We start from the raw sequence: 23,419 nt of genomic DNA, 5'->3' as shown, positions 1-23,419 counted from the left end.
TCGCGGACGGAGGGAGAGGGAGCCGCCTGTGGGAATCGAACCCACGACCTTCTCATTACGAGTGAGACGCTCTGCCGACTGAGCTAAGGCGGCGTGCACGCGGGGCCTGAGCCCCGGACACGATTACACAGCATAGCCTGCTCGCGCGCCCGGGCGTGAATCAGGGCGGCGCGGTCGAGCAGAGGCTCCGGGGACGGCGGCCGCGGCCGCTGCGCTCGGCTCAGGCGAGCGCGCCGCGCAGCTCCTCGAAGGAGCGGGCGATGCGTCCGGGCAGAGCCTCCCGGCCGTCGTGATCGACCCACGCCGCCCAGGCGTGGCGCACGGCGGCGAGCCCGAGGAGCGTCAGCATCCGCGCCCGGCTGCGCACCCGCTCCGCGTCGTCGTCCTCCCGTCCGAGTCGCTCGGCGACGAGCCCCTCGACCGCGAGCTCGAACTCGCGCATGCCCGCGATCTTCAAGCCGACCAGATGCGGGTGCTCGCGGAAGAGCGCGCGGCGGAGGACGTGCAGCTCCCGGTCCTCCTCGAGCGGCTCCTCCATCGCGGCGACGAAGACCCGCTGCAGGTCCTCGAGCACGGCGCCCCGGCCCGCGACGAACGCCGCCGCCGTCTCGTCGGCGATGACCGGGAGCCCGCCGACCAGCGCGTCCTCCTTCGAGGCGAAGTAGTTGAAGAAGGTGCGCGTGGAGACGTCGGCGGCGCGCGAGACGTCCTCGATGGTCACACGCTCCGGCCCGCGCTCGCTCGCGAGCCGGAGGACGGCGATCTCGATGGCCCGCCGAGTGGCCAGGCGCTTGCGCTCGCGGAGCCCGGGCTGCTGCTCGCGGGGCCGCTCCTGCTCGGTCAGCACTGCGGATCCTCCTCCGGGACGGTCCCCTCGAGCAGGTACGCGTCGACCGCGTCGTTCACGCAGGACGTCGACTTGTTGTAGGCCGTGTGCCCCTCGCCGTCGTAGGTGACCAGACGGCCGGCGGAGAGCTCGCCGGCGAGCGCCTGCGCCCACACGTAGGGCGTCGCGGGATCGTTCGTGGTGCCCACGACCAGGATGGGCGCCGAGCCCTCCGCGGTGATCGGCTCGCGGGAGCCCTCGAACGCCGCCGGCCACTCGCTGCAGAGGATGTCGCCGTAGGCCATGTAGCGGCCGATCGTCGGCGCGGCCTGCTCGAGAGCGGCCTCGTCGGCGCGCATCGAGGCGGTGTCGGCGTCGTAGGAGTAGTCGACGCAGTTGATCGCGAGGAACGCCTCGGTGGTGTTGTCCGCGTACCGGCCGTCCGCGTCGCGCCCGTTGTACGCGTCCGCGTACTGGAACGCGACCGTGGGGTCGCCCCGGCGCACGTCGGCGAGCATCTCGCTCAGCGCTCCCCACGCCGTGGCGTCGTAGAGCGGGTAGACGATCGCGGTGAACAGCGTGCTCGCGCCGAGCTCACGGCCGTCGGCGGCCCGGATCGGCGAGGCGTCCACGTCCGCGAGCATGCGCTTCAGCTGGGCCATTCCCGCGTCGACGGTGCCGGTGAACGGGCAGTCGTCCGAGCGGAGGCAGTCGGCGAGGTAGGCGCGCAGTGCGCTCTCGAACCCCTTCGCCTGCTCGCGCACCACGTCGAACGAGGTCGCCGCCGGATCGATCGCGCCGTCGAGGACGACGCGGCCGACCCGGTCCGGGAAGAGCCCGGCGTAGGTCGCTCCGAGGAACGTGCCGTAGGAGTAGCCGAGGTAGTGCAGCGTCTCGTCGCCCAGCGCCGCGCGCAGCACGTCGAGATCACGGGCGGCGCTCGGGGTGCCGACCTCGGGCAGCAGCGGCCCGCTGCGCTCCTCGCAGGCGGCGGCGAACGCGGCGGCGGACGTGCGCTGCGCCTGGATCCACTCGTCGCTGCCCCGCTCCCCCGGCGTGATGTCGTAGAGGTAGGAGTCGAGGCCCGCGGCGTCGAGGCACGAGACGGCGGTGGAGGCGCCCACGCCGCGCGGATCGAAGCCGACGACGTCGTACCGGGCCGCGAGCGCGGAGTCGACCGCGTAGTCGGCGCTGTCGCGGATGAAGTCGACGCCCGACGCTCCCGGCCCGCCCGGGTTCACGAGCAGGGACCCCATCGCCGGGCCCTGCGTCGCGGGCCGGCGCACCAGGGCGATCGACGCCGTCTCCCCCGAGGGGACGTCCCAGTCGAGCGGGACGGTCGCGTCGGTGCAGAGAGCGCCGTCGCCGCAGTCGTCCCAGACCAGCACCTGCGAGTAGAAGCGCTCCAGGGAGTCGTCGACGGTCTGCGGATACGGGGTGGAGGTCCGGTCGACGGTCGGGCCGGGCGCGAAGCAGCCGGTCAGGAGGGACGCCGCAGCGACGAGCGCGACGACGACGGCCGACCGGCGCCCCCGCCTCACGCGGCCACCGGACGGCGAGCAGCCACCACGAGCAGAGCCTCGAGAGCGAGGACCGGGGAGACGTTCGCGTCGATCCGCTGCCGGGCGGTCGCGATCGCGTCGAGGACGGCGAGCGTGCGGTCGGGCGGAGTCGACTCGGCGAGCGCGGTCATCTCGGTCCGGACCTCCTCGTTGATGACGCCGCCGGGCGCCCCGAGCTGGAGACGCACCACGTCGCGGTAGAGGGAGAGCAGGTCGACGAGGATCCGGTCGAGGCCGTCGCGGAGGCTCCGGGTCGCGCGTCGCTTCTGGTCCTCCTCGAGCGCCCGCAGCTGGGAGCGGAGCTGGGCGGGCACAGTGCCCCCAGGCTCGACGCCGAGCGAGCGCAGCGCCTGCTGCCGCTCGGCCTCGTCGCGCTCGAGGGTGATCGCCTTGGCGTCCTCCGTCGCGACCTCGATCATCCGCGCCGCGCCGAGCACCGCGTCCGAGACGCCGCGGAGGCGCAGGGCGATGCGGAGCGTCTCCTCCCGGCGCTCGCGCGCGTTCGCGTCGGTCGCGAGGCGGTGCGCCATCCCGATGTGGCTCTGAGCCTGGCGGGCGGCGCGCTCGGCGGTCTCGGGATCGACCCCGTCGCGGCGCTCGAGGAGCCCGGCGACGTCCTCGACGCTCGGCACCCGGAGCCGCACGGAGCGGACGCGGGAGCGGATGGTGGGGAGCAGATCGGCCTCGCTCGGGGCACACAGGATCCACACCGTGCGCTCCGGCGGCTCCTCGAGCGCCTTCAGCAGCACGTTGGAGGTGCGCTCGCTCATCCGGTCGGCGTCCTCGATGACCATGACCCGGTAGCGCGAGACCGAGGGCGAGTACTGCGAGCTGCTGACCAGCCGCCGCACCTCGTCGATCGAGATGATCACGCGCTCGGTCGTCAGCACGGCGAGGTCGGGATGGGAGCGGGCGGCGACCTGGCGGCAGTCGGGGCACTCCCCGCAGCCGCCGTGGCGGCAGAGCAGTGCGGAGGCGAAGGCGTAGGCGAGGTTCGAGCGGCCGGACCCGGGAGGGCCGGTGATGAGCCAGGAGTGCGTCATCGACGACGACTCCCGGCCGCGGTCGTCCCGGGGCGTCGAGGCGTCCTGCAGGGCGCCGATGGCGTGCTCCTGCCCGACGAGCTGGCTCCAGACGGTCATGCCACCAGGCTAACCGCGAGCACCGACAGCCGGCGCGCCGTCGAGGAGGGCGGCGACCCGCTCCCGCACCGCGGCCGCGATCTCCTCGACCGGGAGAGCGGCGTCCACGACGAGGAAGCGCTCGGCGTCCGTCTCGGCGATCGCCAGGAACGCCTCGCGCACGCGCCCGTGGAACTCCGCCTTCTCGGCCTCCAGCCGGTCGAAGCGGGTGCGGGCCGCGTCGAGCCGGCCCCGCGCGACGGCGGGATCGAGATCGAGCAGGACGGTGAGGTCGGGCCTCAGGTCGTGCGTGGCCCACTCCGACAGCCGCCGGACCTCGACGGCGTCGAGGACTCGCCCGGCTCCCTGGTAGGCGACGGAGGAGTCGATGTAGCGGTCCTGCACGACGACCTCGCCGCGCTCGAGCGCCGGTCGCACGAGCGTCCCGATGTGCTGGGCGCGGTCCGCCGCGTAGAGCAGGGCCTCGGCCCGGGGGTCGATCTCGCCGCGGTGGTGCAGCACGATCTCGCGGATCTGCACGCCCACCTCGGTGCCCCCGGGCTCGCGGGTGCGGACGACGGTCTCGCCCCGCGTGCCCAGCCACTCCTCGAGCAGCCGGGCCTGCGTGGTCTTGCCCGCGCCGTCCCCGCCCTCGAGGGTGACGAACAGCCCGGTCACGACTCCGTCGCGTCCGACGTCTCGGCGGCGGCCGCGGCAGCCGCGCGGCTCGCAGCGGTGGCGCGGGGCGCGGCGGGCTTCTTCGCCGCGGTCGTCTTCGCCGTCGTGGTCTTGGCCGCCGTGGTCCTGGCCGCGGTGGTCTTCGCCGCCGTGGTCTTGGCCACCGTGGTCTTCGCCGCGGTGGTCTTCGCCGCAGGCTTCTTGGTCGGCGCGCGCTTGGCCGGAGCCTTCTTGGCCGGGCCCTTCGCGCGCTTGTCCGCGAGCATCTGGACCGCCTGCTCGAAGTCGATCTCCTCGATCGTCAGGCCCTTGGAGATCGTGACGTTGGTCTCGCCGTCGGTCACGTAGGCGCCGAATCGTCCGTCGCGGATCCGGATCGGCTTGCCGCTGACGGGGTCCGCCTCGAACTCCTTCAGCGCGCTCGACGCGCGTCGCGCCCCGTACTTCGGCTGGGCGAAGATCTCGAGCGCCGTCGGCAGGTCGACCTCGAAGATCTGGTCCTCGCTGGTGAGGGACCGGCTGTCGGTGCCCTTCTTGATGTACGGGCCGTACCGGCCGTTCTGAGCCGTGATCGGCTCGCCGCTCTCGGGGTCGTCGCCGACCGTGCGCGGCAGGTCGAGCAGGCGCAGAGCCGTCGCCAGGTCGATCGACGCGACGTCCATCGACTTGAAGAGGGAGGAGGTGCGCGGCTTCACCACTGCGGGCTTCTTCGCGCCGCGCTTCGCGGGCGCGGGCTCGACGACCTCGCCGGTTGTGGGGTCGGCCGTGGTCTCCGGCTCCGGATCGACCTCGGTCACGTAGGGGCCGAAGCGCCCGTCCTTGACGACGACGGTCTTGCCCGAGTCGGGGTTGCTGCCCAGCACGCGGTCGGTCTGCACGGGCGCGTCGACGAGCTCCTGCGCCTTGGCGGGGGTGAGCTCGTCGGGGGCCAGCTCGAGCGGCAGGTTGACGCGGCGGGGCGTCTCCTGCCCCTCCTCCTGGGCCACCTCGAGGTAGGGGCCGTACTTGCCGATGCGCAGGGTGATGTCGTCGGTGATCCGGACGGAGTTGATGCTCTTCGCATCGATCTCGCCGAGGTTGTCCACGACATGCCGGAGCCCGGGGTGCGTGCCTCCGCCGAAGTAGAAGCGGTTGAGCCAGGCGACGCGGTCCTCCTCGCCGCCGGCGATGCGGTCGAGGTCGCCCTCCATCTCGGCGGTGAAGTCGTACTCCACCAGGTCCGAGAAGAAGTCCTCGAGCAGCCGGACCACCGAGAAGGCGATCCAGTTGGGCACGAGGGCGGTGCCGCGCGGAGTGACGTAGCCGCGGTCGACGATGGTGGAGATGATCGACGCATAGGTCGAGGGCCGGCCGATGCCGAGCTCCTCGAGCGCTTTGACCAGGCTCGCCTCCGTGTAGCGCGGGGGCGGCGAGGTCTCGTGGCCCTTGGCCTCGACCTCGGCGACGACCAGGCTCTGGCCGACCTCGAGCGCCGGCAGCTTGGCGTCCTTCTCGTCGCGGGCGCCGTGACGCTCCTCGTCGCGCCCCTCCTCGTAGGCGAGCAGGAACCCGCGGAAGGTGATGACGGTTCCGGAGGCGGTGAACTCCGCGGTCTTCGCGACGTCGCCGGCCGGCTCGGCGAGCAGCGTCACGGTGGCGGTCGAGCCCTTGGCGTCGGCCATCTGCGAGGCGACGGTGCGCTTCCAGATGAGCTCGTAGAGGCGGAGGTCGTTGCCGCGGAGGGTGCCCGAGAGCTGATCCGGGGTGCGGAAGGTCTCGCCCGCGGGCCGGATCGCCTCGTGCGCCTCCTGCGCGTTCTTGTTCTTGCCGGAGTACAGGCGGGGCTTGTCCGGGACGGTCTCGGCTCCGTAGAGGGACGCGGCCTGCGTGCGTGCGGCGTTCAGCGCCTGCTGCGACAGCCCGGGCGAGTCGGTCCTCATGTAGGTGATGAAGCCGTTCTCGTAGAGCGACTGCGCGACGCTCATCGTCTGGCGCGCCGAGAAGCGCAGCTTGCGCGCCGCCTCCTGCTGGAGCGTGGACGTGGTGAACGGGGCGGCGGGGCGGCGCGAGTACGGCTTGGACTCGAGGTTCGAGACCCGGACCGTCGTGGCGGGGTCGCGGAGGGCCTCGGCGAGGGCCCCGGCGGTGGACTCGTCGAGGACGGTGACGTCGCCCTTCAGCTGACCGCGGTCGTCGAAGTCGCGGCCGCTTCCGATCCGCTTGCCGTCGAGTCGTGCCAGGCGCGCGTCGAAGCCCGCCGAGGAGTCCGACTCGGGCGCGAGCACGGTGGCGAGGTCCCAGTAGCTCGCGGAGACGAACGCCAGTCGCTCCCGCTCGCGGTCGACCACGAGGCGGGTGGCGGCCGACTGCACGCGGCCGGCCGAGAGGCCGGGGCCGACCTTGCGCCACAGCACGGGCGAGATCTCGTAGCCGTAGAGGCGGTCCAGGATCCGGCGGGTCTCCTGCGCGTCGACCAGGGAGGTGTCGATGTCCCGGGTGTTGTCGCGCGCCTTCTGGATCGCGTCCTTCGTGATCTCGTGGAAGACCATGCGGTGCACGGGGACCTTGGGCTTGAGCTCCTCGAGGAGGTGCCAGGCGATGGCCTCGCCCTCGCGGTCCTCATCAGTGGCCAGGTAGAGCTCGTCGGCGTTCTTCAGCGCGCGCTTGAGGTCGGCGACCGTCTTCTTCTTCTGGTCGGAGACGACGTAGTAGGGCTCGAAGCCGTTGTCGACGTCGACGGAGAACTTGCCCAGCGGGCCCTTCTTCAGCTCCGGGGGGAGGTTCTTCGGCTCGATGAGGTCGCGGATGTGCCCGACGGAGGCGAGCACCTCGTAGCCGTCGCCCAGGTACTGGGCGATGGTCTTGGCTTTCGCCGGCGACTCGACGATCACCAGCTTCTTCGTGCCGGACACAGTTCTCCTCGATTGGTGCTGTCGGGTCGGACGACCAGTGGTCCGACGTCCCCTGCTGCGGGGAGACGGTGCGCGGCGACGTGGTGCGGGGAACGGCGACGCGTCCCCATCGGCGGGGGCGCCCGACAGGCACACCATACACACTGACCCCGGACGTCCTGCCCCCTCCCGAGGACACGGGGACCTCGGGAGGACGCTGGACACCGCCTCGGAGCCGCCTGCCCGACCTGCCAGGAGTGGGGGTGACGCGCGGCGCCGATCGGCGCATGATGAGGCATGGCAACGACGCACACCATCACGACCTCCGCCTACACGGCCAAGCTCCTCGACGGACCGCTGGAGGGCAAGACTCTCCGCAGGGATTACGGCGACGATCGGGCCCCTGCCGCGCGCCTCGAGATCCCCGGGGCGAGGGCGGGCTCCCGCTACATCTACCTCCTCGCCGGCGGCCTCGAGCACGACGAGGGCGCGGGCGCTCTGCCGACCGCCGCCGCGTACCGGTACCAGCGGCTCTCCTCCGACTGACGCGCTCCCGCGGGTGTCGTCCGCACCTCGATGCGGACGACACCCGCTGCTGCCTCTCTCAGGGCGGCGGGCCGGCCCGCGACCGCGCGGTGAGGGAGAGCGGACCCGCGGCGACCGCCGCCTCCGCCCTCGCGACGCCGCCGTCGACCTCGCAGAGGACGAGCTCGGCGCCGTTCGCGCGGGCCACGGCGGCGGCGCGCCCGCACGGATCCCCGGCCAGCAGACCGGAGGCGACGTCGGCCGCTGCCAGGGCCGAGGCGTCCGCGGCCGCGACCGCTCGCTGGTGCCCGACGACTCCTGCGCAGCCGGCGAGCACGGCGGCCGTCACCAGGATCGTGCTCGCGATGACGCCGACGGCCACGACCGCGGCCGATCCCTCCTCCCGGTCGCGGACAGCCCCGGGAAGCCGGCGGATCATCCGCCCCCGCCCAGCGCACAGGACCGGACCGAGACCGGGAGCGACACCGCCGGGAGCGGACGCAGCCGAGCCGCGACGTCGACGCAGACCAGTCCGTCCTGCTCCCCCGCCGTGAGCGACGCCCCATCCACCCGGGCGAGCGGCGCGTGGGGGTCGTCGCCCCGGGCCGCGGACCGGGCCGCGTCGGCCGCCGCGTCCACGAGCCGGACGTACTGCGCCGAGGCCGCCACCGACCCCAGGCACAGCGCCAGCACCGCGACCACCGCCGGGAGCACGAGCGCGAGCTCGGCGGTGGCCGACCCCTCCTCCTGGACGAGCCGCCCGCGCAGCAGCGGGAGGCCCCTCATCCCGCCGCGGTGAGCGCGCGGGTCACCAGGTCGGTCAGGATGCTCCGCACCTCGTCGCCCTTGAGGATGACCACCAGCAGCCCGGCGAAGCCGACCGCGGCCATCGTCGCGATCGCGTACTCCGCGGTCGCCGACCCCTCCTCGTCGCCCAGAGAGCCGAGCCCTCCCCACCCGGGTCGGCGCCACTCGACGCGGCCCGCGGAGACGCCGGCGCCCGCCTCTCGACCGGACGTTGCACCTCCGCCGCTCCTCGAGCTCCGGATCCTGCCGGCCGCACCCCCGCCCGCATCCCTGCTCCTGCCGACTCCCCGACTCCGCGTCGCTCCCCCACCGCTGATCGCCGTGTCACCGCTCATCTGTCCTGCTCCGTTCCGCCCCGCTCCGTGCCCCCTCCTCCGAGGATCGCGGACTCCCGATCCCGCCGATCGACCCTCCGGCCGATCCGTGGAGACGCCTCCCGATCGCGCCCCTGTGGAGGAGCGGTCGACCGCGTCACGCCGCCACCGAGAACGTCGAGAGCAGCACCGAGACGACCATCGGAGCCACTCCGAGCAGCAGGAACGCCGGCAGCACGCAGACCCCGAGCGGCAGCATCAGGGTCACGCCGAGCCGAGCGGCTCGCTCCCGCGCCCCGGAGGACGCCCGCGCCCGGACCAGAGCCGCCTCGCTCCGGAGCAGGCGTCCCGCCGGCACGCCCGCCGCCGCGGAGAGGGCGAGCACCGGGTCCGCGTCGGAGAGCACGCGCTCGCCCGAGTCGAGCCCGCACTCGGCGAGCGCCGCCACGACCCGGGCGCGCGACGACTCGATCGAGCCGCCGCCGGCCAGCGCCACCGAGAGGAGGTCGAGCGCGAGTCCCGGTGCCGGATCGGCGGGCGCCGCACCGCGGACCAGACGCCGCGTCCACGCGTGAGCGCCTCCCATCAGCCCCGTTCCCGCGACGAGGCAGACCAGACCCGGCGCGGTCCCGAGGAGCACGCCGACCACGTCGAAGCCCAGCAGCGCCCCCAGACCCAGCGCGGCCAGCGGGAGCGCACCGACGACCCGCCCGGTGGCGGAGGGACCGGCCAGCGCCACCTCGATGTCCCGGCGGGCACGCGCCAGCTCGCGGAGCGACTCCGCCAGCTCGCCGAGAGCAGCGGCGACCGGCGCGCCGGAGTCGGCGGCCACCCGCCAGGCCGCGGCCAGCGCCGCCCACGCGGTCGCCTCCCCGGTGTCTCGCGCCCGCCGCCTCGACGGCCGACGCTCCCGTCCGCTCCGCCGAGAAGCGGGGACTCCACGCAGCAGCGCCTCGGTCACGTCGCCGCCGCGCCCCGCCTCCTCCGACACCGCCCGGAGGAGGCGCCTCCGCCGCGCGTCCCCGCGGCCGGCCCCCTCCGCACCGGCGAGATGTCCGAGCGCCGACGCCGGAGCCACGCCCGCCGCCAGGAGGACGGCCAGCCGGTGCACCACGGCCGCGACCTCGTCCAGGCCGTCGCGACGCGTCACGCGCCCGACCTGGAGACGCGGGGCAGCGTCCCCTCCTCGACCCGCAGCCGCCCGCTCGCGTCCAGCGCGAACGTCCCGGACGCCGCGAGCCGCCGTCGTCCACCCCGGCGCTCCAGGTGCAGCACCAGGTCGATCGCGCTGACGGTCTGCCGCGCGATTGCCTCGGGCCCCAGCCCTGCGAGGACCCCGAGCGCCTCCAGCCGCGCGGGCACGTCAGCGAGGGAGTTCGCGTGGAGCGTCCCCGCACCGCCGTCGTGCCCGGTGTTCAGCGCCGAGAGCAGCTCGCGCAGCTCGACACCGCGGCACTCCCCGAGGACCAGGCGGTCCGGCCGCATCCGCAGCGCCTCGCGGACCAGCCGATCCAGGCCCACGGCCCCGGCGCCCTCGAGGTTCGGCTGCCGCGCTTCGAGCGAGACGACGTGCGGATGCGCCGGCCGGAGCTCGCCGACGTCCTCGATCGCCACGATCCGCTCGGTCGGCGCCGCGCACCCGAGCAGGGCGCCGAGCAGGGTGGTCTTCCCCGATCCGCCCGCTCCCGTGATCAGCAGGTTCCACCGCTCGCGGACCGCCCGGCGCAGGAGCCGCACGCCGTCGTCGTCCAGCATCCCCGCAGCCTGCAGCTCCCGGAGCGACCAGGACTCCGCCCGGGGCACCCGCACCGACACGAGCGCTCCGCCGGTGGCCACCGGCGGCAGCACGACGTGCACGCGGACTCCGTGGCGGAGCCGGACGTCGACGCACGGGCTGGCCTCGTCGACGTGCCGCCCGCCTGCCGCGACCAGCGCCACCGCCAGCCGCCGTGCTCCGGCGGCGTCGAGCGTCCACTCCGGCACCCGCTCCGCACCACTGCCCCGGTCGATCCAGAGGCCCGCACCACCGTTCAGGAAGAGATCGGTCACCGCGGGGTCCGCGGCGTACGGCGCGAGCAGTCCGAGCGCGGCGGCGGCCGGGCGGGCGGGCAGCGGATCGCGGCGGTGCTCGGCGGGGACGAGGGGGACGAAGTCGCGGGTCATCCCGGCACGCTAGGAGCCGGCAGCGCGCCGTGGGAGCGGTGGCGGGTGATCCGGGGACGGACGCCCGTGTCCGCTCCTGTGGAGGAGCACCCGACCGGCCGGGAGCCGCTGGGCCGGAGAGACCCGGAACGCGGAGACGCCCCCGCGAGCAGGGCTCGAGCGGGGGCGTCCGTCCGCCGGATCCGGCGGGAAGAAGGGGGCGGCACCCATTGGGGGGAACAGGTGCCGCCTCGGCGGCGCTGGATTGGGGGGAATCACTTGCGCCGCTGGGCCGAAGTTCATTCGGCCGTATGTAACTGTAGGGGACGGATCGCGATTCGCCAAGCCCGGATCCCGTTCTCTGCGGACTCTTATCCGACACCCGCCCCGCACTCAGCTTCCGGCGTGCGGCGATCCCCGTCGGAGGCGGGCGCTACGGTGGTGCGACGCCGACCGCGCGGGCCGGCGAACGTCTCACTCGCGAAGGAGCGAATCGCAGATGTCCACTCCCCCCGACGCCCCGGCCGCCGACCGGAACGCCATCGACAACCTCCTCCACGAGACCCGCCGGTTCCCGCCGCCGGCCGATCTCGCTGCCGGAGCGGTCGCGACCGCCGCGCTCTACGACGAGGCCGCGGCCGACCGCCTCGCCTTCTGGGCCGACCGGAGCCGCGAGCTCCTGCACTGGCACCGGCCCTTCACGCGCACCCTCGACTGGAGCGAGCCCCCGTTCGCGAAGTGGTTCGACGACGGCGAGCTCAACGTGGCCTACAACTGCCTCGACCGCCACGTCCTGGCCGGCCACGGCGACCGCGTCGCCCTGCACTGGGAGGGCGAGCCCGGCGACTCCCGCTCGATCACCTACGCCGAGCTCACGGCCGAGGTGAAGCGCGCCGCGAACCTGCTCACGAGCCTGGGCGTCCGCGCCGGCGACCGCGTCGCGATCTACCTGCCCATGATCCCGGAGGCGGTCATCGCGATGCTCGCCGTCGCCCGGCTGGGCGCGGTCCACTCCGTCGTCTTCGGCGGCTTCAGCGCCGAGAGCCTCCGCGCGCGCATCGACGACGCGGAGGCGACGCTCGTCATCACCGCCGACGGCGGCTGGCGCAAGGGCGCCGTCTCGCCCCTGAAGCCGGCGGTCGACGCGGCGCTCGCCCTCGGCGGCGAGTCCAGCGTCCAGCACGTCCTGGTCGTGCGCCGCGGGGGCAACGAGGTCGCCTGGCACGAGGGCCGCGACCTCTGGTGGCACGAGGAGATCGTGGCGGTCGACGCCGACCACGTCGCGAAGCCGTTCCCCGCCGAGCAGCCCCTCTTCATCCTCTACACCAGCGGCACGACGGGGAAGCCCAAGGGCATCCTGCACACCAGCGGCGGATACCTCACCCAGGTCGCCTTCACGCACCGCGCGGTCTTCGACCTGCACCCCGAGTCGGACGTCTACTGGTCGACCGCGGACGTGGGCTGGATCACCGGACACAGCTACGTCGTCTACGGCCCGCTCGCCAACGGCGCCACCCAGGTGATGTACGAGGGCACTCCCGACAGCCCGCATCCCGGCCGCTGGTGGGAGATCGTCGAGAAGCACGGCGTGACGATCCTCTACGCGGCGCCCACGGCGATCCGCTCCTTCATGAAGCTCGGCCGGCAGATCCCTCAGCGCTTCGACCTCTCGAGCCTGCGCCTGCTCGGATCGGTCGGCGAGCCGATCAATCCGGAGGCGTGGGTCTGGTACCGAGACGTGATCGGCGGCGGCCGCACCCCCATCGTCGACACCTGGTGGCAGACCGAGACCGGCGCGATGATGGTGTCCCCTCTGCCCGGGGTGACGACTCTCAAGCCCGGGTCCGCGCAGGTCGCTCTGCCGGGGATCTCGATCGACGTGGTCGACGACTCCGGGACGCCGGTCGGCGCCGACGAGGGCGGACTGCTCGTGATCACCGAGCCCTGGCCGGCGATGCTGCGCGGCATCTGGGGCGACCCGGAGCGCTACGTCGAGACCTACTGGTCGAAGTTCGGCGACCGCTACTTCGCGGGCGACGGGGCGCGTCGCGACCAGGACGGCGACCTCTGGCTTCTGGGGCGCGTGGACGACGTCATGAACGTCTCCGGCCACCGCCTCTCGACCGCCGAGATCGAGTCGGCCCTCGTCTCGCACCCGGTCGTCGCCGAGGCGGCCGTCGTGGGAGCCGCGGACGAGACCACCGGCCAGGCGGTCGTCGCGTTCGTGATCGCGAAGGCGAGCCAGGCCGAGGCGCTGGCCCACGGGCACGACGAGCTCAAGGCCTCCCTGAAGGCGCACGTCGCCGAGCACATCGGCGCGATCGCCCGCCCACGGGACATCTACATCGTGAACGAGTTGCCGAAAACCCGTTCAGGCAAGATCATGCGTCGCTTGCTGCGCGACGTGGCGGAAGGTCGGGAAATCGGAGACACCACGACGCTGGCGGACTCCCTGGTCATGAGTTCCATCAAAGCCCAGGTACCAAATGAGTAAGGACGCCTTGCTGAAGCCGACGAGCCCAACCGGGTTCAGACGCGGCTAGCAAGTCTGCATGAAACATTAGGCGCGTCGGTGCTCGATGGGGGCAACCTCTGCCATCATTCCATTGAGGGCTATACGCAGTCGTACTGCCCCAGAGGGGGAAGCTAGAACGATGCATGTAGCACGCGTATCAGTGGAGAATTTCCGGGGAGTGTCGTCAGCGGAAGTTCGCTTTTCCGGAAACACGGTTCTCCTGGGCGACAACAACTCAGGAAAGTCGACGCTACTCGAGGCTATTGAGCTTGCCATCGGGGCCGACCGATTGCACCGTCGCCCGGTCATCGATGAACATGACTTCTATGGAGGTAAATACCTCGACACGGAGATTCGCATTGAGGTCGTAGTCGCTGACCTCGATGAAGACTTGCAGACACGGTTCCGTGGAAACATGGAGTTTTGGAACGAGTCGACGGGCACGGTTTTGGAGGAAATGCCTACTCCGGATTCCGACTCGAGGCCCTGTGTCCGAGTGCTCTTCGTAGGGCGCTACGATTCCGACGAAGACGACTTCGAGGGGCGAACGTGGTTCAGCAGTCCTGTCGACGACTCCGGCACTCCCACTCAGGAAGCGAAGTCGTTTGACAAACGCGAGTTCGGGTTCCTACTGCTGCGCGCACTCAGGACAGGGACGCGAGCAATGTCAATGGAGAGAGGTTCACTCCTAGATTTTGTTCTACGTGCCTTCGAAGTTGAAGTCAAGATGTGGGAAAATCTGCTTGAAAAGCTTCGAGTCATACCGGTCGCGGGCGAGGCGGACACAGAATTTGGCAACGTTCTGACCAGCATCGATGCTGCCATGAAGCAGATCGTGGCTACAGAATGGGCCGATGCGCCCCATCTTCGGGTGTCCGAACTTACCCGCGACGATTTACGCCATGTACTCCGGTCATTCATGGCAACGGGTGCGCCGGGATATGCCGCCCCGTTTAATCATCAGGGATCGGGGACCATCAACTCACTCGTCATTGCCATGCTGACTTTGATCGCGCAAAAACGAAGCGGACGGGTCATCTTTGCAATGGAAGAGCCGGAGATTTCGGTTCCACCTACCTCCCAGAAGCGCGTTGTCGATCTCATCGTCGGCCTTGGAGGGCAATCACTCTTCACGACGCATTCTCCTTATGTCTTAGAAGAGTTCGAGCCTGAGCAAATGACAGTCGTGTCTCGACAACATGCCACTGGAACGATGAGCACAACCCGGATCGCTCTTCCCTCCTCACTGAAGGCGAAAGTGTTCCGCGCGGGACTTCGTACACGTTTCTGCGAGGCCCTCCTTGCACGGCGAGTGTTGGTTACTGAGGGAGACACGGAAGCAGAATCGTACGCAACCCTCGCCAAGACCGCGGCGCGTGCAAACCCTTTGAAGTACGCACGACTTGACACCCGAGGCTGGGCCATCTTCGACGCGCAAGGCGAAACCAATGTCGCCGGGTTCGCCAAGTTCTTCCGGGGTCTTGGCAAGCAGGTGGCAGCAGTATTCGATCAACAACCAGCAGAGCGACTTCAAGATATAGAAGCTAGCTCCGACCTCTCCTTCGAACAAGCATATACGGGGTTCGAGGCGCTCATCATCGCCGAGGTGCCAGCCGATGCCCAACGCGCCTACGTTGACGATTTGATTGCTACCGATGCGTGGCCATCCCACATTCAAGAGCCCGAGGATGAGGAAGACGCAAGCTACGCAAAGTCGCTCCGCAAACTCCTACAGAAGGGCAAAGGGGATCGCTACGCCGCGGAACTGCTCATGGTGCTGACAGAAACTCAGTTCCCTCAGACCATGACCGCAGTTCTTGAGGAACTCAAGAAGGCCAGCGAACCACAGGTGGCGGCTCCCAAAGAGAAAGAGGAAGAGGATGACAGCCAAGCCTCTGGTTGACGACGCATACGAGCTAGCGATTGCCCCGCTACTAACGGCCAAAAACCATGCCGTCGTCGTCGGCAGTGCTGGCTGCGGCAAAACCACTGTTGCGTTGCGGAAGGCCGGTCTCGCTATCGACCAGGGATTGTCGAATCCCCACCAGCGTGTCTTGTTCCTGAGTTTTGCCAATGCAACTGTCGATCGCATTGGAGAACACGCAGCCGGCCAACTAGCAAAAAAGCAGCGCCATCGACTCGAGGTGGGCACGTACCACAGCTTTGCGTGGGCGATTCTCCGCAGTCATGGTTACTTGCTGGGGGCTCCACGCGGCGTAAAAATCATGTCACAAGCGGAGCAGAACTCATTTCGTTCCCATCTAGAAGACCCGGATGCCGACCTGAAAGCGGAGTACCTTCGACAGTTCGAGATGTACGGTCATGTTCGTTTCGATGACTTCGCAGCTCTAGCCAACCGACTGTTGAGTGAAAGCCCGGCGTTGCTCAAGGCTTACGCCTCCGCCTACCCGCTCGTCGTCCTCGATGAGTTTCAGGACACAACAGACGACCAGTGGGCGTTGGTCCAGACGCTTGGTCAGTATTCGAAACTCATCGCCTTAGGCGATCCCGACCAACGCATCTACGATTTTGTCGAAGGAGCGAGTGATTCTCGTTTCGACGATTTCACAGCCGCTTTTACTCCACTTAAAATTGACCTCTCTGCGTGGAACTGGCGAAGCCCAGGTAGCTCAATAACGCGATTTGGCAGAGATGTTCTACGAGGGAGTTTTGACGGCACCTACGACGAGGTGCACCTGAAGCCAAGTGGCTACCCGCCATTAGTCACCTTGAAGGCGGAAGTGCTCCGCGCTCTGGGCCGCTTGAAGAAAAAAGGCGGCGGGAGGATTGCCGTCCTGACGCCAACCAATAGCCTGTCGGGTCGCGTCTACGAATACATCAGCACTGCTCAAGAACAACCTCCATTCCCAGCACTGTCTATTGACATACACGCCGGCAAGGAGGAGGGATTCGCTGCTCTTATTTTCATAGCGTCAATAATGCAAATACAAGAGACTGATGGTGACCGTTACGCATTGGCTTGCGAGGCCATGTCGCATTACCTCAGGACGAAATCTAACAAGCTCTCCAAGACCGCGTTGACTCTTGCGATACGACTAGAAGGTTACGCAGCGAAACTCCGCACTGGCGGGATTGTCAATGTAAAGATCGTGAAGGCGATGAGGGCCGTGGTCGATTCTTCGATCACCGATGGACGAGCAGGACATGCCATCGGAGACTACCTAACCGTTGTCAGAGCACTTGGAACCTCAGACGCCTCAGAGTTCCCCGCTATGGCCTCAGCTGCACGCATGTTGAATTTCATGACTCGCGGATCAGAGATTGAGACCTCGCTTGCCGCCATGTGGCGATCGGCCGGCTCTTACGTCGGTGCCAGCACAGTCATGCGCAGCGCGGTCTTGCAATACCAGATGACGAGCAGCAAACGGGGAAACCGCGATCTCATCGTCATGACGATTCACCGTGCCAAGGGTCGAGAGTTCGATGAAGTTATCGTGTATGAGGAGCAACATACTCCTCTACTGAGGTCAAATCCGACGCAACGAGACCTCGATTCCGCTCGCTACGCCTTGAACGTGGCCGTGACTCGAGCGAAGCAGCGTGTGACCATAATCACCCCGGGCAACGCCGTCTCTCCGATACTCGGTGCATAGCTTGCACAGGCAGGTCGAAAAGGGAGGAACTCGAGCTCAGGCCCTCTAGCTCGTCATAGCTGACGGACTAACGGCACGTCTCCACGGCTGTGCACACGCTCACGGTCTGCACACTCACCCGCTTAGATCAGCACTCGTGAGCACGTCGTAGGCGCCTCATAGGGTGATCGGCCATGAAGCCTAGGAACGCCGCCGCCCTGCTCATAGTCGGAGTGATCATGTTCACAGCCGCCTGTGTGAACACCTCGCGAACAGACGAGCATTCACCCCCACCGCCGCCACTGAGCATCGCGCTCCACGGGCTCCCTCCGGACGACCGCGAACGTGCTCACGAGACGGGGCAGATCGTCGGTGAGCACCTACGCAGCGGGTGGGGGTGAGCAGGTCATTCGGTCAAGGCGTGTTGAGCACCCTTACGAAAGACCTTTGATCACCCGCACTGGCCGGAAGGTGCGCACCGATATTCCCTGTGACCCAGACGCAGGGAGGCATCATGCTGTTTCACATTGACTCATTCGGCACCGTCCGACCATGCCCTGTCCCCCTCGGCGTTTGCGACCTTGCGCCTCACTTCGAAACGTTCACCGCTGCCCAGAGACTTCACGGCCGTGTGATGACCGGACACGATGACGACGAATCGATGTTCAGGCCGTTCTAAGACCAGGGCAACCATTTGGCTGGGCGGTGCGTCGCCCTGGTTGCCCTTACGAAGAACCCCGACAGGCTGTGTGCTGCCTGTCGGGGTTCTTTCTTTGCGGGGCGAGGCCATGCCTGCGGCTATGGGTCAACCTTGTACGCAGCGATATTCGATCTACGACCACCACGCCAGGAGACACCAAGTGCACACCGAATCGACCACCGCCCTCGCACCGCCAGCCGAGTGGCAAGACGGCATGACACCTACCGCCGTCACTGATGTTCAGATCGTCTTGGATGAGGTAAAGGGCCTGTACGCCGAGGCCGTAGGCCACGGCGACGTCGAAGCCGTCTCACAGTTCGAGGCCATCCTCATCGGAGCCGAGTGACGACGATGGAGAACCTAAACGCCGACTTCGCCACTTTCATGAAATCCGAGCAGGCCAAGCGTGAACCGGTCGACCTCGGCAACTGGCGTGAACGTGTCGCACGCGACGCCGAACGCAACGGCGACGCACATGCCGACGCTCATCCCGACCGGTCACTTCCGAACCGGTACGCCGACACATCGGTTGAGGATGACGAGGCCATGCCGGATCTGCTGCAGGCCAAGCAGAAACGAAGAACCCCCGCAGAGCAACTTGCCCTGCGGGGGTTCTTCATCTCAGCCAGCGAGCGAGACTCGACGGCAACTTGTTCTTCAGTTCTTTCAAGCCCGCTGCCTTAGCGCCTGCCCTTGTGTTCGATCCGCGCATTGTCTGGCCGCCGCCCTCGCTGCGTGTACTTGTCTCGACTACTAGGTCGTCCGCGATGGCGGCTTTGGAGTAGCCAAACTCGGCGCACACATCAGCGAGCGATAGTTGCATGTAGTCGGCAAGTTGACGCACCGTTCCCTCCCATATCTTCGGAAGCATTCGACTCGGATCGTGGCCGACCCGCGCTTTCAGCTTGTCAAGGAGGCCATAGTGGATGAAGTTGTATCCGTTCATCAGCAGTGTGACATCTTCGCCGGTCGACGGCAAGAAGAATCGACCGTCGCGTTCTTCGAGTTCCTCACTCATCGTCGTCACCGCCTCGCGTGCTGTCCTGGCTGTCGCCTAAAGGTCATCGGCAGACGGAATCTGCCGGTTCAGAGGTGGGCGTGAACAGACCGTCACGTTGCAAATCCTCGAGGCGTTGGTGTTCGCTCGATAGACCGAGGTAGGCGACCGCTTCGAGGTAAACCACCTGGATGCTTCCGCGAACCGAGAGGAGGTACGCGTTGGTTCCGTTGCTCGTGCCCCACCGCCCTCCGGTCTCGGTGATCATGGTGTCGATGAGTTCGAGACTCGCGTGGAGCGATCGGACGAGCTCGTTTTCGCGTTCTGGTGCTAAGTGGTAAGTCATTTCGGCACGACGAGCTCGAGGCCGCCCTGAAGGCGCACGTCGCCGAGCACATCGGCGCGATCGCCCGCCCGAAGCGGATCTTCGTGGTGCAGGAGCTGCCCAAGACCCGCTCGGGCAAGATCATGCGCCGGCTGCTGCGGGACGTGGCGGAGGGACGCGCCGTGGGCGACACGACGACGCTCGCTGACACGCAGGTGATGGCGGTGATCTCCTCCGCGATCGCCGCGGACTGACCGGGCGCCGCCCCCTCCCGCCGCAGCGGCCGGAGGGGGCGGTGCGTCAGTCGAAGGCGACGATCAGCTCGACCTCGACGGGAGCGCCGAGGGGCAGCTCCGCCACCCCGACGGCCGAGCGCGCGTGGCGTCCGGGCTCGCCGAACACGTCGCCGAGCAGCTCCGAGGCGCCGTTGATCACGCCGGGCTGCCCGGTGAAGCCGGCGGCGGAGGCGACGAATCCGGTGAGCTTGACGATCCGCGTCACCCGGTCGAGCGATCCGATCGCGTCGGCCACGGCCGCGAGCGCGTTGAGGGCGCAGGTGCGGGCCAGGTCCTTCGCCTGCTCGGGCGACACCTCGGCGCCGACCTTGCCGACCAGCGGCAGAGCACCGTCGACGAAGGGGATCTGCCCGGCCGTGTAGACGAGGCCGCCGTGCACGACGGCGGGGACGTAGGCGCCGGCGGGGGCCGCCACCGCCGGCAGCTCGACGCCGAGCTCCGCGAGACGCTCGGCGATCACGCGCCGGCCTCGGCGACGGGGCGCTTGAGGTACGCGACGAGGCCGCCTTCGGGACCGGTCACGATCTGGACCAGCTCCCAGCCCTCGGATCCCCAGGTGTTCAGGATCGCCGTGGTGTTGTGGATCATCAGCGGGGTGGTGATGTACTCCCAGCGCGGGACGGACATGGCTCTCCTCGGGTGCGGCCGGTGCGGGACGACTGCTGAGCGCCGCGCGTCGGCGGGATGAGCGCCGCGGCTCGTCCGAGCGCGGCGACTACGCTGATTCTATGTCGGGGCAGGGCGGGACCAGAGTCGTGAAGACCATCGGGGGCGCCGTCGGCGGTCTGATCGGCATCGTCGCCATGAGCGTCGTCGCGGGAGTCCTGGTGGCCGCCTCGGTGACGCCGGCGATCGCGCTGAGCGGCATGGCCGCCGGCAACACGGTGGAGATGTTCGACAACCTCCCCGAGTACCTCGAGATCGGCACGCTCGCCGAGAAGAGCGACGTCTACGCCAAGGACTCCTCCGGCGGCGACGTGCTGCTCGCCTCCTTCTACGCCCAGAACCGCGTCGAGGTGGGCTGGGACGAGATCTCGCCGTTCGTCAAGGACGCCGTGGTGGCCTCCGAGGACCCGCGCTTCTACGAGCACGGCGGCATCGATCTGCTCGGCACGGTCCGCGCGGCCGCGACGACTGCCCTCGGCGGGGACGTGCAGGGCGGCTCGTCCATCACGCAGCAGTACGTCAAGAACGTGCTCGTGCAGAAGGCGGAGGCGCTCAGCGATCCGATCGAGCGGGACGCGGCCTACCGCGAGGCCACGGAGACCACTCCGGAGCGCAAGGTCGCCGAGATGCGGCTCGCCATCGGGCTCGAGAAGGAGTACCCGAAGAACGACATCCTGCTGGGCTACCTCAACATCGCCCTGTTCGGCGGCACCGTCTACGGCGTCGAGGCGGCCGCTCGCTACTACTTCGGAGTGAGCGCGAAGGACCTCTCGCTCGCGCAGTCCGCCGCGCTCGTCGCGATCGTGAACAACCCCGAGAAGTTCCGCTTCGACCGGCCCGGCGACCCGGCGAACCCCGCCGCGGAGGGCTACCCGCAGACCCGGGACCGGCGCGACTACATCGTCACCCGCATGGACCTCGAGTCGAAGGTGACGTCCGAGCAGGCGCAGGCGGCCGTCGCCGAGCCCGTGGCACCGGACATCACCGAGCCGAGCACCGGCTGCCAGACGGCCGGAGTCGCGGCCTTCTTCTGCGACTACGTCACCTGGGTCATCAAGAACGACGACGCGTTCGGTGCGAGCCAGGACGAGCGCGACGCCACCTTCAAGCGCGGCGGCTACCGGATCTACACCACCCTCGACTCCGACCTGCAGCAGGCCGCCGTCTCGGCGACCGACGACTGGGTGCCCAAGTCGATGGCGAACGTGAACATCGGCAGCGCGAGCGTCTCGGTCGAGGTCGGCACCGGCCGCATCCTCGCGATGACCCAGAACAAGGACTACTCCAACGATCCGAACCTGACGGGCCCCAACTACACGAGCGTCAACTACAACACCGACTTCGGCTACGGCGGCTCCTCGGGCTTCCAGGTCGGCTCGACCTACAAGGTGTTCACCCTCGCGGAGTGGCTCCAGGAGGGGCACTCGCTCGGCGAGAGCGTGGACGGCACCCGACGCGCCTACACGACCTTCCGGGACAGCTGCGAGCCCGACGGCGTCTACTACGGCGAGGCCTGGAACCCCGGGAACGACGAGGGCGGCAACGGAGGAGTGACCACGGCCCTGCAGGCCACGACCGGCTCGATCAACACCTCGTTCGCCGCCATGGCCCAGCAGCTGGACCTCTGCGGCATCCGCAACACGGCGCTGGCGATGGGCGTGCACCGTGCCGACGGGACCGAGCTGCAGAAGCTCGCGCCGACCATCCTCGGCACCAACGAGATCGCTCCGCTCACGATGGCCACGGCCTTCGCCGGCTTCGCGAACAAGGGCACCGTCTGCACGCCGATCGCGATCGACCGCATCGTCGACCGCACGGGCGCGGACGTCGCGCCGCCCGCCTCCGAGTGCAGCCAGGGGATGTCCGAGGAGGTGGCCGCGACCGCCGGGTACGCCCTGCAGCAGGTGGTCACGGGCGGCACCGGCGCCCCCTCCAACCCCCGCACCGGAGTGCCGCACATCGGCAAGACCGGCACCACGGACGACGCCCTGCACACGTGGATGGTCGGCGCGAGCACCGAGGTCGCCACCGCCACCTGGGTCGGCAACGTGACCGGCTTCACCTCCATGCGCGGATTCAGCCTCAACCGGGTGAACGCCGGCCAGGTGCGCCACCAGATCTGGCCGCGCATCATGCGCGTCGCCGACGCGAAGTACGGCGGGACGGCGTTCCCGGCTCCCGTCCGCTCGCTCGTCGACGCTCCGCAGGAGGCCGTGCCCCAGGTCACCGGCCAGAGCCCCTCTGCGGCCGCCGCACGCCTGCGCTCCGTCGGCTTCAGGGTCCGCGTCGACACCTCTCCGGTGCCCTCCGACCGCCCGGCGGGGACGGTCGCCCAGACGAACCCTCCCGCCGGGTCGCGCGTCTCCCGGGGCGCGGAGATCACCCTGCAGATCAGCGCCGGACAGGCCACCCCGCCGCCTGCGGGCTGAGCCCCGGCACCCCCGGCTGCTCCCGAGGGAGCGTCCGGCAGAATGAACGCGGCCGCGCTCGCGGCCGACGTGCGAGAGAAGGACCCATGACCGGACGCACCCGTCGCCCCCTCACCACCGCCCTCGCGGCCGTCGCTGCGGCCGGAGCCGTCGCCGCGGCCTGGGGCATCGGCGTCGAGCGGACGCTGTTCACCGTCCGGCGCACGTCGTTCCCGGTGCTGCCCGCCGGTTCCGAGCCGATCCGCATCCTGCACGTGTCGGACCTGCACATGGCTCCGTGGCAGACGAAGAAGCAGGAGTGGATCCGCTCGCTCCTCGCCCTGGCGCCCGACGTCGTGGTCGACACCGGCGACAACCTCGGCCACCGCGACGGCGTGCTCGGCATCCGCCGGGCTCTGGAGCCCTTCGCCGGGATCCCCGGCGCCTTCGTCAACGGATCCAACGACTACTTCGGCCCTCGGATCAAGAACCCGCTCCGCTACTTCGTCGGCCCCTCCAAGAACCCCCGGCAGCACGAGGCCGATCTCGACACCGAGGGGCTGACCGGCTTCTTCTCGGGCGGGCTCGGCTGGGTGGACCTCAACAACCGCGCCGAGAGCATCACGGTGAAGGGGACGCGCATCGAGTTCTTCGGCGTCGACGACCCTCACATCGGCCTGGACCGCATCGACCTCGTCGCGGGAGCCGTGGACGAGCTGCGCGGCGCGGAGGACGGACCGGCGGGTGTCAGCATCGGCGTAGCGCACGCGCCCTACCAGCGCATCCTCGACGACTTCGTCGCCCGCGGTGCCGAGGTGATCCTCGCCGGGCACACGCACGGCGGCCAGGTCTGCGTCCCGGGCTTCGGCGCCCTCGTCACGAACTGCGACATCCCGCGCGACAAGGTCGCCGGCTCGACGACGTGGGACAACGGACTGCGCAGCTCTCACCTCAACGTGTCGGCCGGAGTCGGCACCTCCATCTACGCCCCGGTGCGCTTCGCCTGCCGGCCCGAGGTGACCCTCGTGACGCTCACCCCCGCGGCCTGACGAGGGGTGTCCGACGGCGGTCCGG

22 protein-coding genes and 1 tRNA gene are annotated in these 23,419 nt (G+C 69.3%); 8 read left to right on the top strand and 15 right to left on the bottom strand.

Annotated elements, in window-relative coordinates; genetic code table 11:
* Positions 1-20 precede the first annotated feature (20 nt).
* The 6 genes from C5D08_RS06520 to topA all read right to left on the bottom strand — a co-directional run bounded on the left by C5D08_RS06520 (position 21) and on the right by topA (position 7,078).
* Positions 21-93: transfer RNA gene (locus tag C5D08_RS06520), tRNA-Thr, on the bottom strand.
* A gap of 127 nt (positions 94-220) precedes the next feature.
* Entirely contained in the window at positions 221-847 is a 627-nt protein-coding gene (locus tag C5D08_RS16945; RefSeq protein WP_219815159.1) for a TetR/AcrR family transcriptional regulator, read from the bottom strand.
* Positions 841-2,367 (bottom strand): alpha/beta hydrolase, encoded by a 1,527-nt coding sequence (locus C5D08_RS06510; RefSeq protein WP_104276343.1) that lies wholly within the window; start codon positions 2,365-2,367, stop codon positions 841-843. The genes C5D08_RS16945 and C5D08_RS06510 overlap by 7 nt, the downstream gene beginning before the upstream one ends.
* Positions 2,364-3,530, bottom strand: coding sequence for a DNA polymerase III subunit delta' (locus C5D08_RS06505; protein ID WP_104276342.1), 1,167 nt, complete (start codon positions 3,528-3,530; stop codon positions 2,364-2,366). Before C5D08_RS06505 ends, C5D08_RS06510 begins: the two co-directional genes overlap by 4 nt.
* A 9-nt stretch (positions 3,531-3,539) precedes the next feature.
* Positions 3,540-4,187 (bottom strand): dTMP kinase, encoded by a 648-nt coding sequence (tmk, locus tag C5D08_RS06500; RefSeq protein ID WP_104276341.1) that lies wholly within the window; start codon positions 4,185-4,187, stop codon positions 3,540-3,542.
* Positions 4,184-7,078, bottom strand: coding sequence for a type I DNA topoisomerase (topA, locus tag C5D08_RS06495; RefSeq protein ID WP_104276340.1), 2,895 nt, complete (start codon positions 7,076-7,078; stop codon positions 4,184-4,186). Before topA ends, tmk begins: the two co-directional genes overlap by 4 nt.
* A gap of 276 nt (positions 7,079-7,354) precedes the next feature.
* Here topA and C5D08_RS06490 point away from each other — a divergent pair, with 276 nt between their 5' ends.
* Entirely contained in the window at positions 7,355-7,603 is a 249-nt protein-coding gene (locus C5D08_RS06490; RefSeq protein WP_104276339.1) for a hypothetical protein, read from the top strand.
* Between the two features lie 58 nt (positions 7,604-7,661).
* Here the strand turns inward: C5D08_RS06490 and C5D08_RS06485 are convergent, their stop codons facing one another.
* The 5 genes from C5D08_RS06485 to C5D08_RS06465 all read right to left on the bottom strand — a co-directional run bounded on the left by C5D08_RS06485 (position 7,662) and on the right by C5D08_RS06465 (position 10,866).
* The gene (locus tag C5D08_RS06485) at positions 7,662-8,021 is read right to left on the bottom strand and encodes an Rv3654c family TadE-like protein (RefSeq protein WP_104276338.1); all 360 of its coding nucleotides are present in this window, start codon (positions 8,019-8,021) and stop codon (positions 7,662-7,664) included.
* Positions 8,018-8,368 carry a TadE family type IV pilus minor pilin gene (locus tag C5D08_RS06480; protein ID WP_104276337.1) on the bottom strand — a complete coding sequence of 117 codons (351 nt, stop codon included), beginning with the start codon at positions 8,366-8,368 and terminating at the stop codon, positions 8,018-8,020. Before C5D08_RS06480 ends, C5D08_RS06485 begins: the two co-directional genes overlap by 4 nt.
* A complete protein-coding gene (locus C5D08_RS06475) occupies positions 8,365-8,724 on the bottom strand; it encodes a DUF4244 domain-containing protein (RefSeq protein WP_104276336.1) in 360 nt (119 codons plus the stop codon). The genes C5D08_RS06480 and C5D08_RS06475 overlap by 4 nt, the downstream gene beginning before the upstream one ends.
* Before the next feature lie 136 nt (positions 8,725-8,860).
* Positions 8,861-9,853 carry a type II secretion system F family protein gene (locus C5D08_RS06470; RefSeq protein ID WP_104276335.1) on the bottom strand — a complete coding sequence of 331 codons (993 nt, stop codon included), beginning with the start codon at positions 9,851-9,853 and terminating at the stop codon, positions 8,861-8,863.
* Entirely contained in the window at positions 9,850-10,866 is a 1,017-nt protein-coding gene (locus C5D08_RS06465; RefSeq protein WP_104276334.1) for a TadA family conjugal transfer-associated ATPase, read from the bottom strand. The genes C5D08_RS06470 and C5D08_RS06465 overlap by 4 nt, the downstream gene beginning before the upstream one ends.
* A 478-nt stretch (positions 10,867-11,344) precedes the next feature.
* On the opposite strand from C5D08_RS06465, the gene acs reads away from it, so the two are divergent.
* The 4 genes from acs (at position 11,345) to C5D08_RS06440 (ending at position 17,999) form a co-directional block, all read left to right on the top strand.
* A complete protein-coding gene (gene acs / locus C5D08_RS06460) occupies positions 11,345-13,339 on the top strand; it encodes an acetate--CoA ligase (RefSeq protein ID WP_104276333.1) in 1,995 nt (664 codons plus the stop codon).
* A gap of 85 nt (positions 13,340-13,424) precedes the next feature.
* The gene (locus C5D08_RS06455) at positions 13,425-15,263 is read left to right on the top strand and encodes an AAA family ATPase (protein ID WP_308471627.1); all 1,839 of its coding nucleotides are present in this window, start codon (positions 13,425-13,427) and stop codon (positions 15,261-15,263) included.
* A complete protein-coding gene (locus C5D08_RS06450) occupies positions 15,241-16,974 on the top strand; it encodes a UvrD-helicase domain-containing protein (protein ID WP_104276331.1) in 1,734 nt (577 codons plus the stop codon). The genes C5D08_RS06455 and C5D08_RS06450 overlap by 23 nt, the downstream gene beginning before the upstream one ends.
* An 839-nt stretch (positions 16,975-17,813) precedes the next feature.
* The gene (locus C5D08_RS06440; RefSeq protein ID WP_104276329.1) at positions 17,814-17,999 is read left to right on the top strand and encodes a hypothetical protein; all 186 of its coding nucleotides are present in this window, start codon (positions 17,814-17,816) and stop codon (positions 17,997-17,999) included.
* A gap of 270 nt (positions 18,000-18,269) precedes the next feature.
* On the opposite strand, the gene C5D08_RS16645 is transcribed toward C5D08_RS06440, so the two are convergent.
* Positions 18,270-18,671: a hypothetical protein gene (locus tag C5D08_RS16645; protein ID WP_146086108.1), complete on the bottom strand. Its 402-nt coding sequence runs from the start codon at positions 18,669-18,671 to the stop codon at positions 18,270-18,272.
* Positions 18,672-18,714: 43 nt separating this feature from the next.
* Positions 18,715-18,918: a hypothetical protein gene (locus C5D08_RS16640; protein ID WP_146086109.1), complete on the bottom strand. Its 204-nt coding sequence runs from the start codon at positions 18,916-18,918 to the stop codon at positions 18,715-18,717.
* A 32-nt stretch (positions 18,919-18,950) separates the two neighbouring features.
* Between C5D08_RS16640 and C5D08_RS06435 the strand changes: the two genes are divergently transcribed.
* Entirely contained in the window at positions 18,951-19,229 is a 279-nt protein-coding gene (locus C5D08_RS06435; protein WP_374953951.1) for a hypothetical protein, read from the top strand.
* 46 nt (positions 19,230-19,275) lie between these two features.
* On the opposite strand, the gene C5D08_RS06430 is transcribed toward C5D08_RS06435, so the two are convergent.
* Both C5D08_RS06430 and C5D08_RS16940 read right to left on the bottom strand, forming a co-directional pair.
* The gene (locus C5D08_RS06430) at positions 19,276-19,731 is read right to left on the bottom strand and encodes a RidA family protein (protein ID WP_219815157.1); all 456 of its coding nucleotides are present in this window, start codon (positions 19,729-19,731) and stop codon (positions 19,276-19,278) included.
* Positions 19,728-19,898, bottom strand: a complete 171-nt coding sequence (locus C5D08_RS16940; RefSeq protein WP_164861113.1) for a hypothetical protein — start codon at positions 19,896-19,898, stop codon at positions 19,728-19,730. Before C5D08_RS16940 ends, C5D08_RS06430 begins: the two co-directional genes overlap by 4 nt.
* 101 nt (positions 19,899-19,999) lie before the next feature.
* Here C5D08_RS16940 and C5D08_RS06425 point away from each other — a divergent pair, with 101 nt between their 5' ends.
* Positions 20,000-22,366, top strand: coding sequence for a transglycosylase domain-containing protein (locus tag C5D08_RS06425; RefSeq protein WP_104276328.1), 2,367 nt, complete (start codon positions 20,000-20,002; stop codon positions 22,364-22,366).
* A gap of 86 nt (positions 22,367-22,452) precedes the next feature.
* Complete coding sequence (locus C5D08_RS06420; RefSeq protein WP_104276327.1) at positions 22,453-23,394, top strand: metallophosphoesterase; 942 nt, start codon at positions 22,453-22,455, stop codon at positions 23,392-23,394.
* Positions 23,395-23,419: the final 25 nt, after the last annotated feature.

Source organism: Rathayibacter sp. AY1B6, from assembly GCF_002932755.1.
Taxonomy (GTDB): Bacteria; Actinomycetota; Actinomycetes; order Actinomycetales; family Microbacteriaceae; genus Rathayibacter.
The sequence above is the reverse complement of the archived record's forward strand: the minus strand, read 5'-3'. Positions and strand labels throughout refer to the sequence as shown.

Excerpts from the sequence above, each read along its gene's own strand:
- C5D08_RS06505 (WP_104276342.1), bottom strand. The coding sequence starts at position 3,530 with ATGACCGTCTGGAGCCAGCTCGTCGGGCAGGAGCACGCCATCGGCGCC.
- C5D08_RS06490 (WP_104276339.1), top strand. The coding sequence starts at position 7,355 with ATGGCAACGACGCACACCATCACGACCTCCGCCTACACGGCCAAGCTC.
- C5D08_RS06485 (WP_104276338.1), bottom strand. The coding sequence starts at position 8,021 with ATGATCCGCCGGCTTCCCGGGGCTGTCCGCGACCGGGAGGAGGGATCG.
- C5D08_RS06480 (WP_104276337.1), bottom strand. The coding sequence starts at position 8,368 with ATGAGGGGCCTCCCGCTGCTGCGCGGGCGGCTCGTCCAGGAGGAGGGG.
- C5D08_RS06475 (WP_104276336.1), bottom strand. The coding sequence starts at position 8,724 with ATGAGCGGTGACACGGCGATCAGCGGTGGGGGAGCGACGCGGAGTCGG.
- C5D08_RS06465 (WP_104276334.1), bottom strand. The coding sequence starts at position 10,866 with ATGACCCGCGACTTCGTCCCCCTCGTCCCCGCCGAGCACCGCCGCGAT.
- acs (WP_104276333.1), top strand. The coding sequence starts at position 11,345 with ATGTCCACTCCCCCCGACGCCCCGGCCGCCGACCGGAACGCCATCGAC.
- C5D08_RS06455 (WP_308471627.1), top strand. The coding sequence starts at position 13,425 with ATGGGGGCAACCTCTGCCATCATTCCATTGAGGGCTATACGCAGTCGT.
- C5D08_RS06450 (WP_104276331.1), top strand. The coding sequence starts at position 15,241 with ATGACAGCCAAGCCTCTGGTTGACGACGCATACGAGCTAGCGATTGCC.
- C5D08_RS16645 (WP_146086108.1), bottom strand. The coding sequence starts at position 18,671 with ATGAGTGAGGAACTCGAAGAACGCGACGGTCGATTCTTCTTGCCGTCG.
- C5D08_RS16640 (WP_146086109.1), bottom strand. The coding sequence starts at position 18,918 with ATGATCACCGAGACCGGAGGGCGGTGGGGCACGAGCAACGGAACCAAC.
- C5D08_RS16940 (WP_164861113.1), bottom strand. The coding sequence starts at position 19,898 with ATGTCCGTCCCGCGCTGGGAGTACATCACCACCCCGCTGATGATCCAC.
- C5D08_RS06425 (WP_104276328.1), top strand. The coding sequence starts at position 20,000 with ATGTCGGGGCAGGGCGGGACCAGAGTCGTGAAGACCATCGGGGGCGCC.
- C5D08_RS06420 (WP_104276327.1), top strand. The coding sequence starts at position 22,453 with ATGACCGGACGCACCCGTCGCCCCCTCACCACCGCCCTCGCGGCCGTC.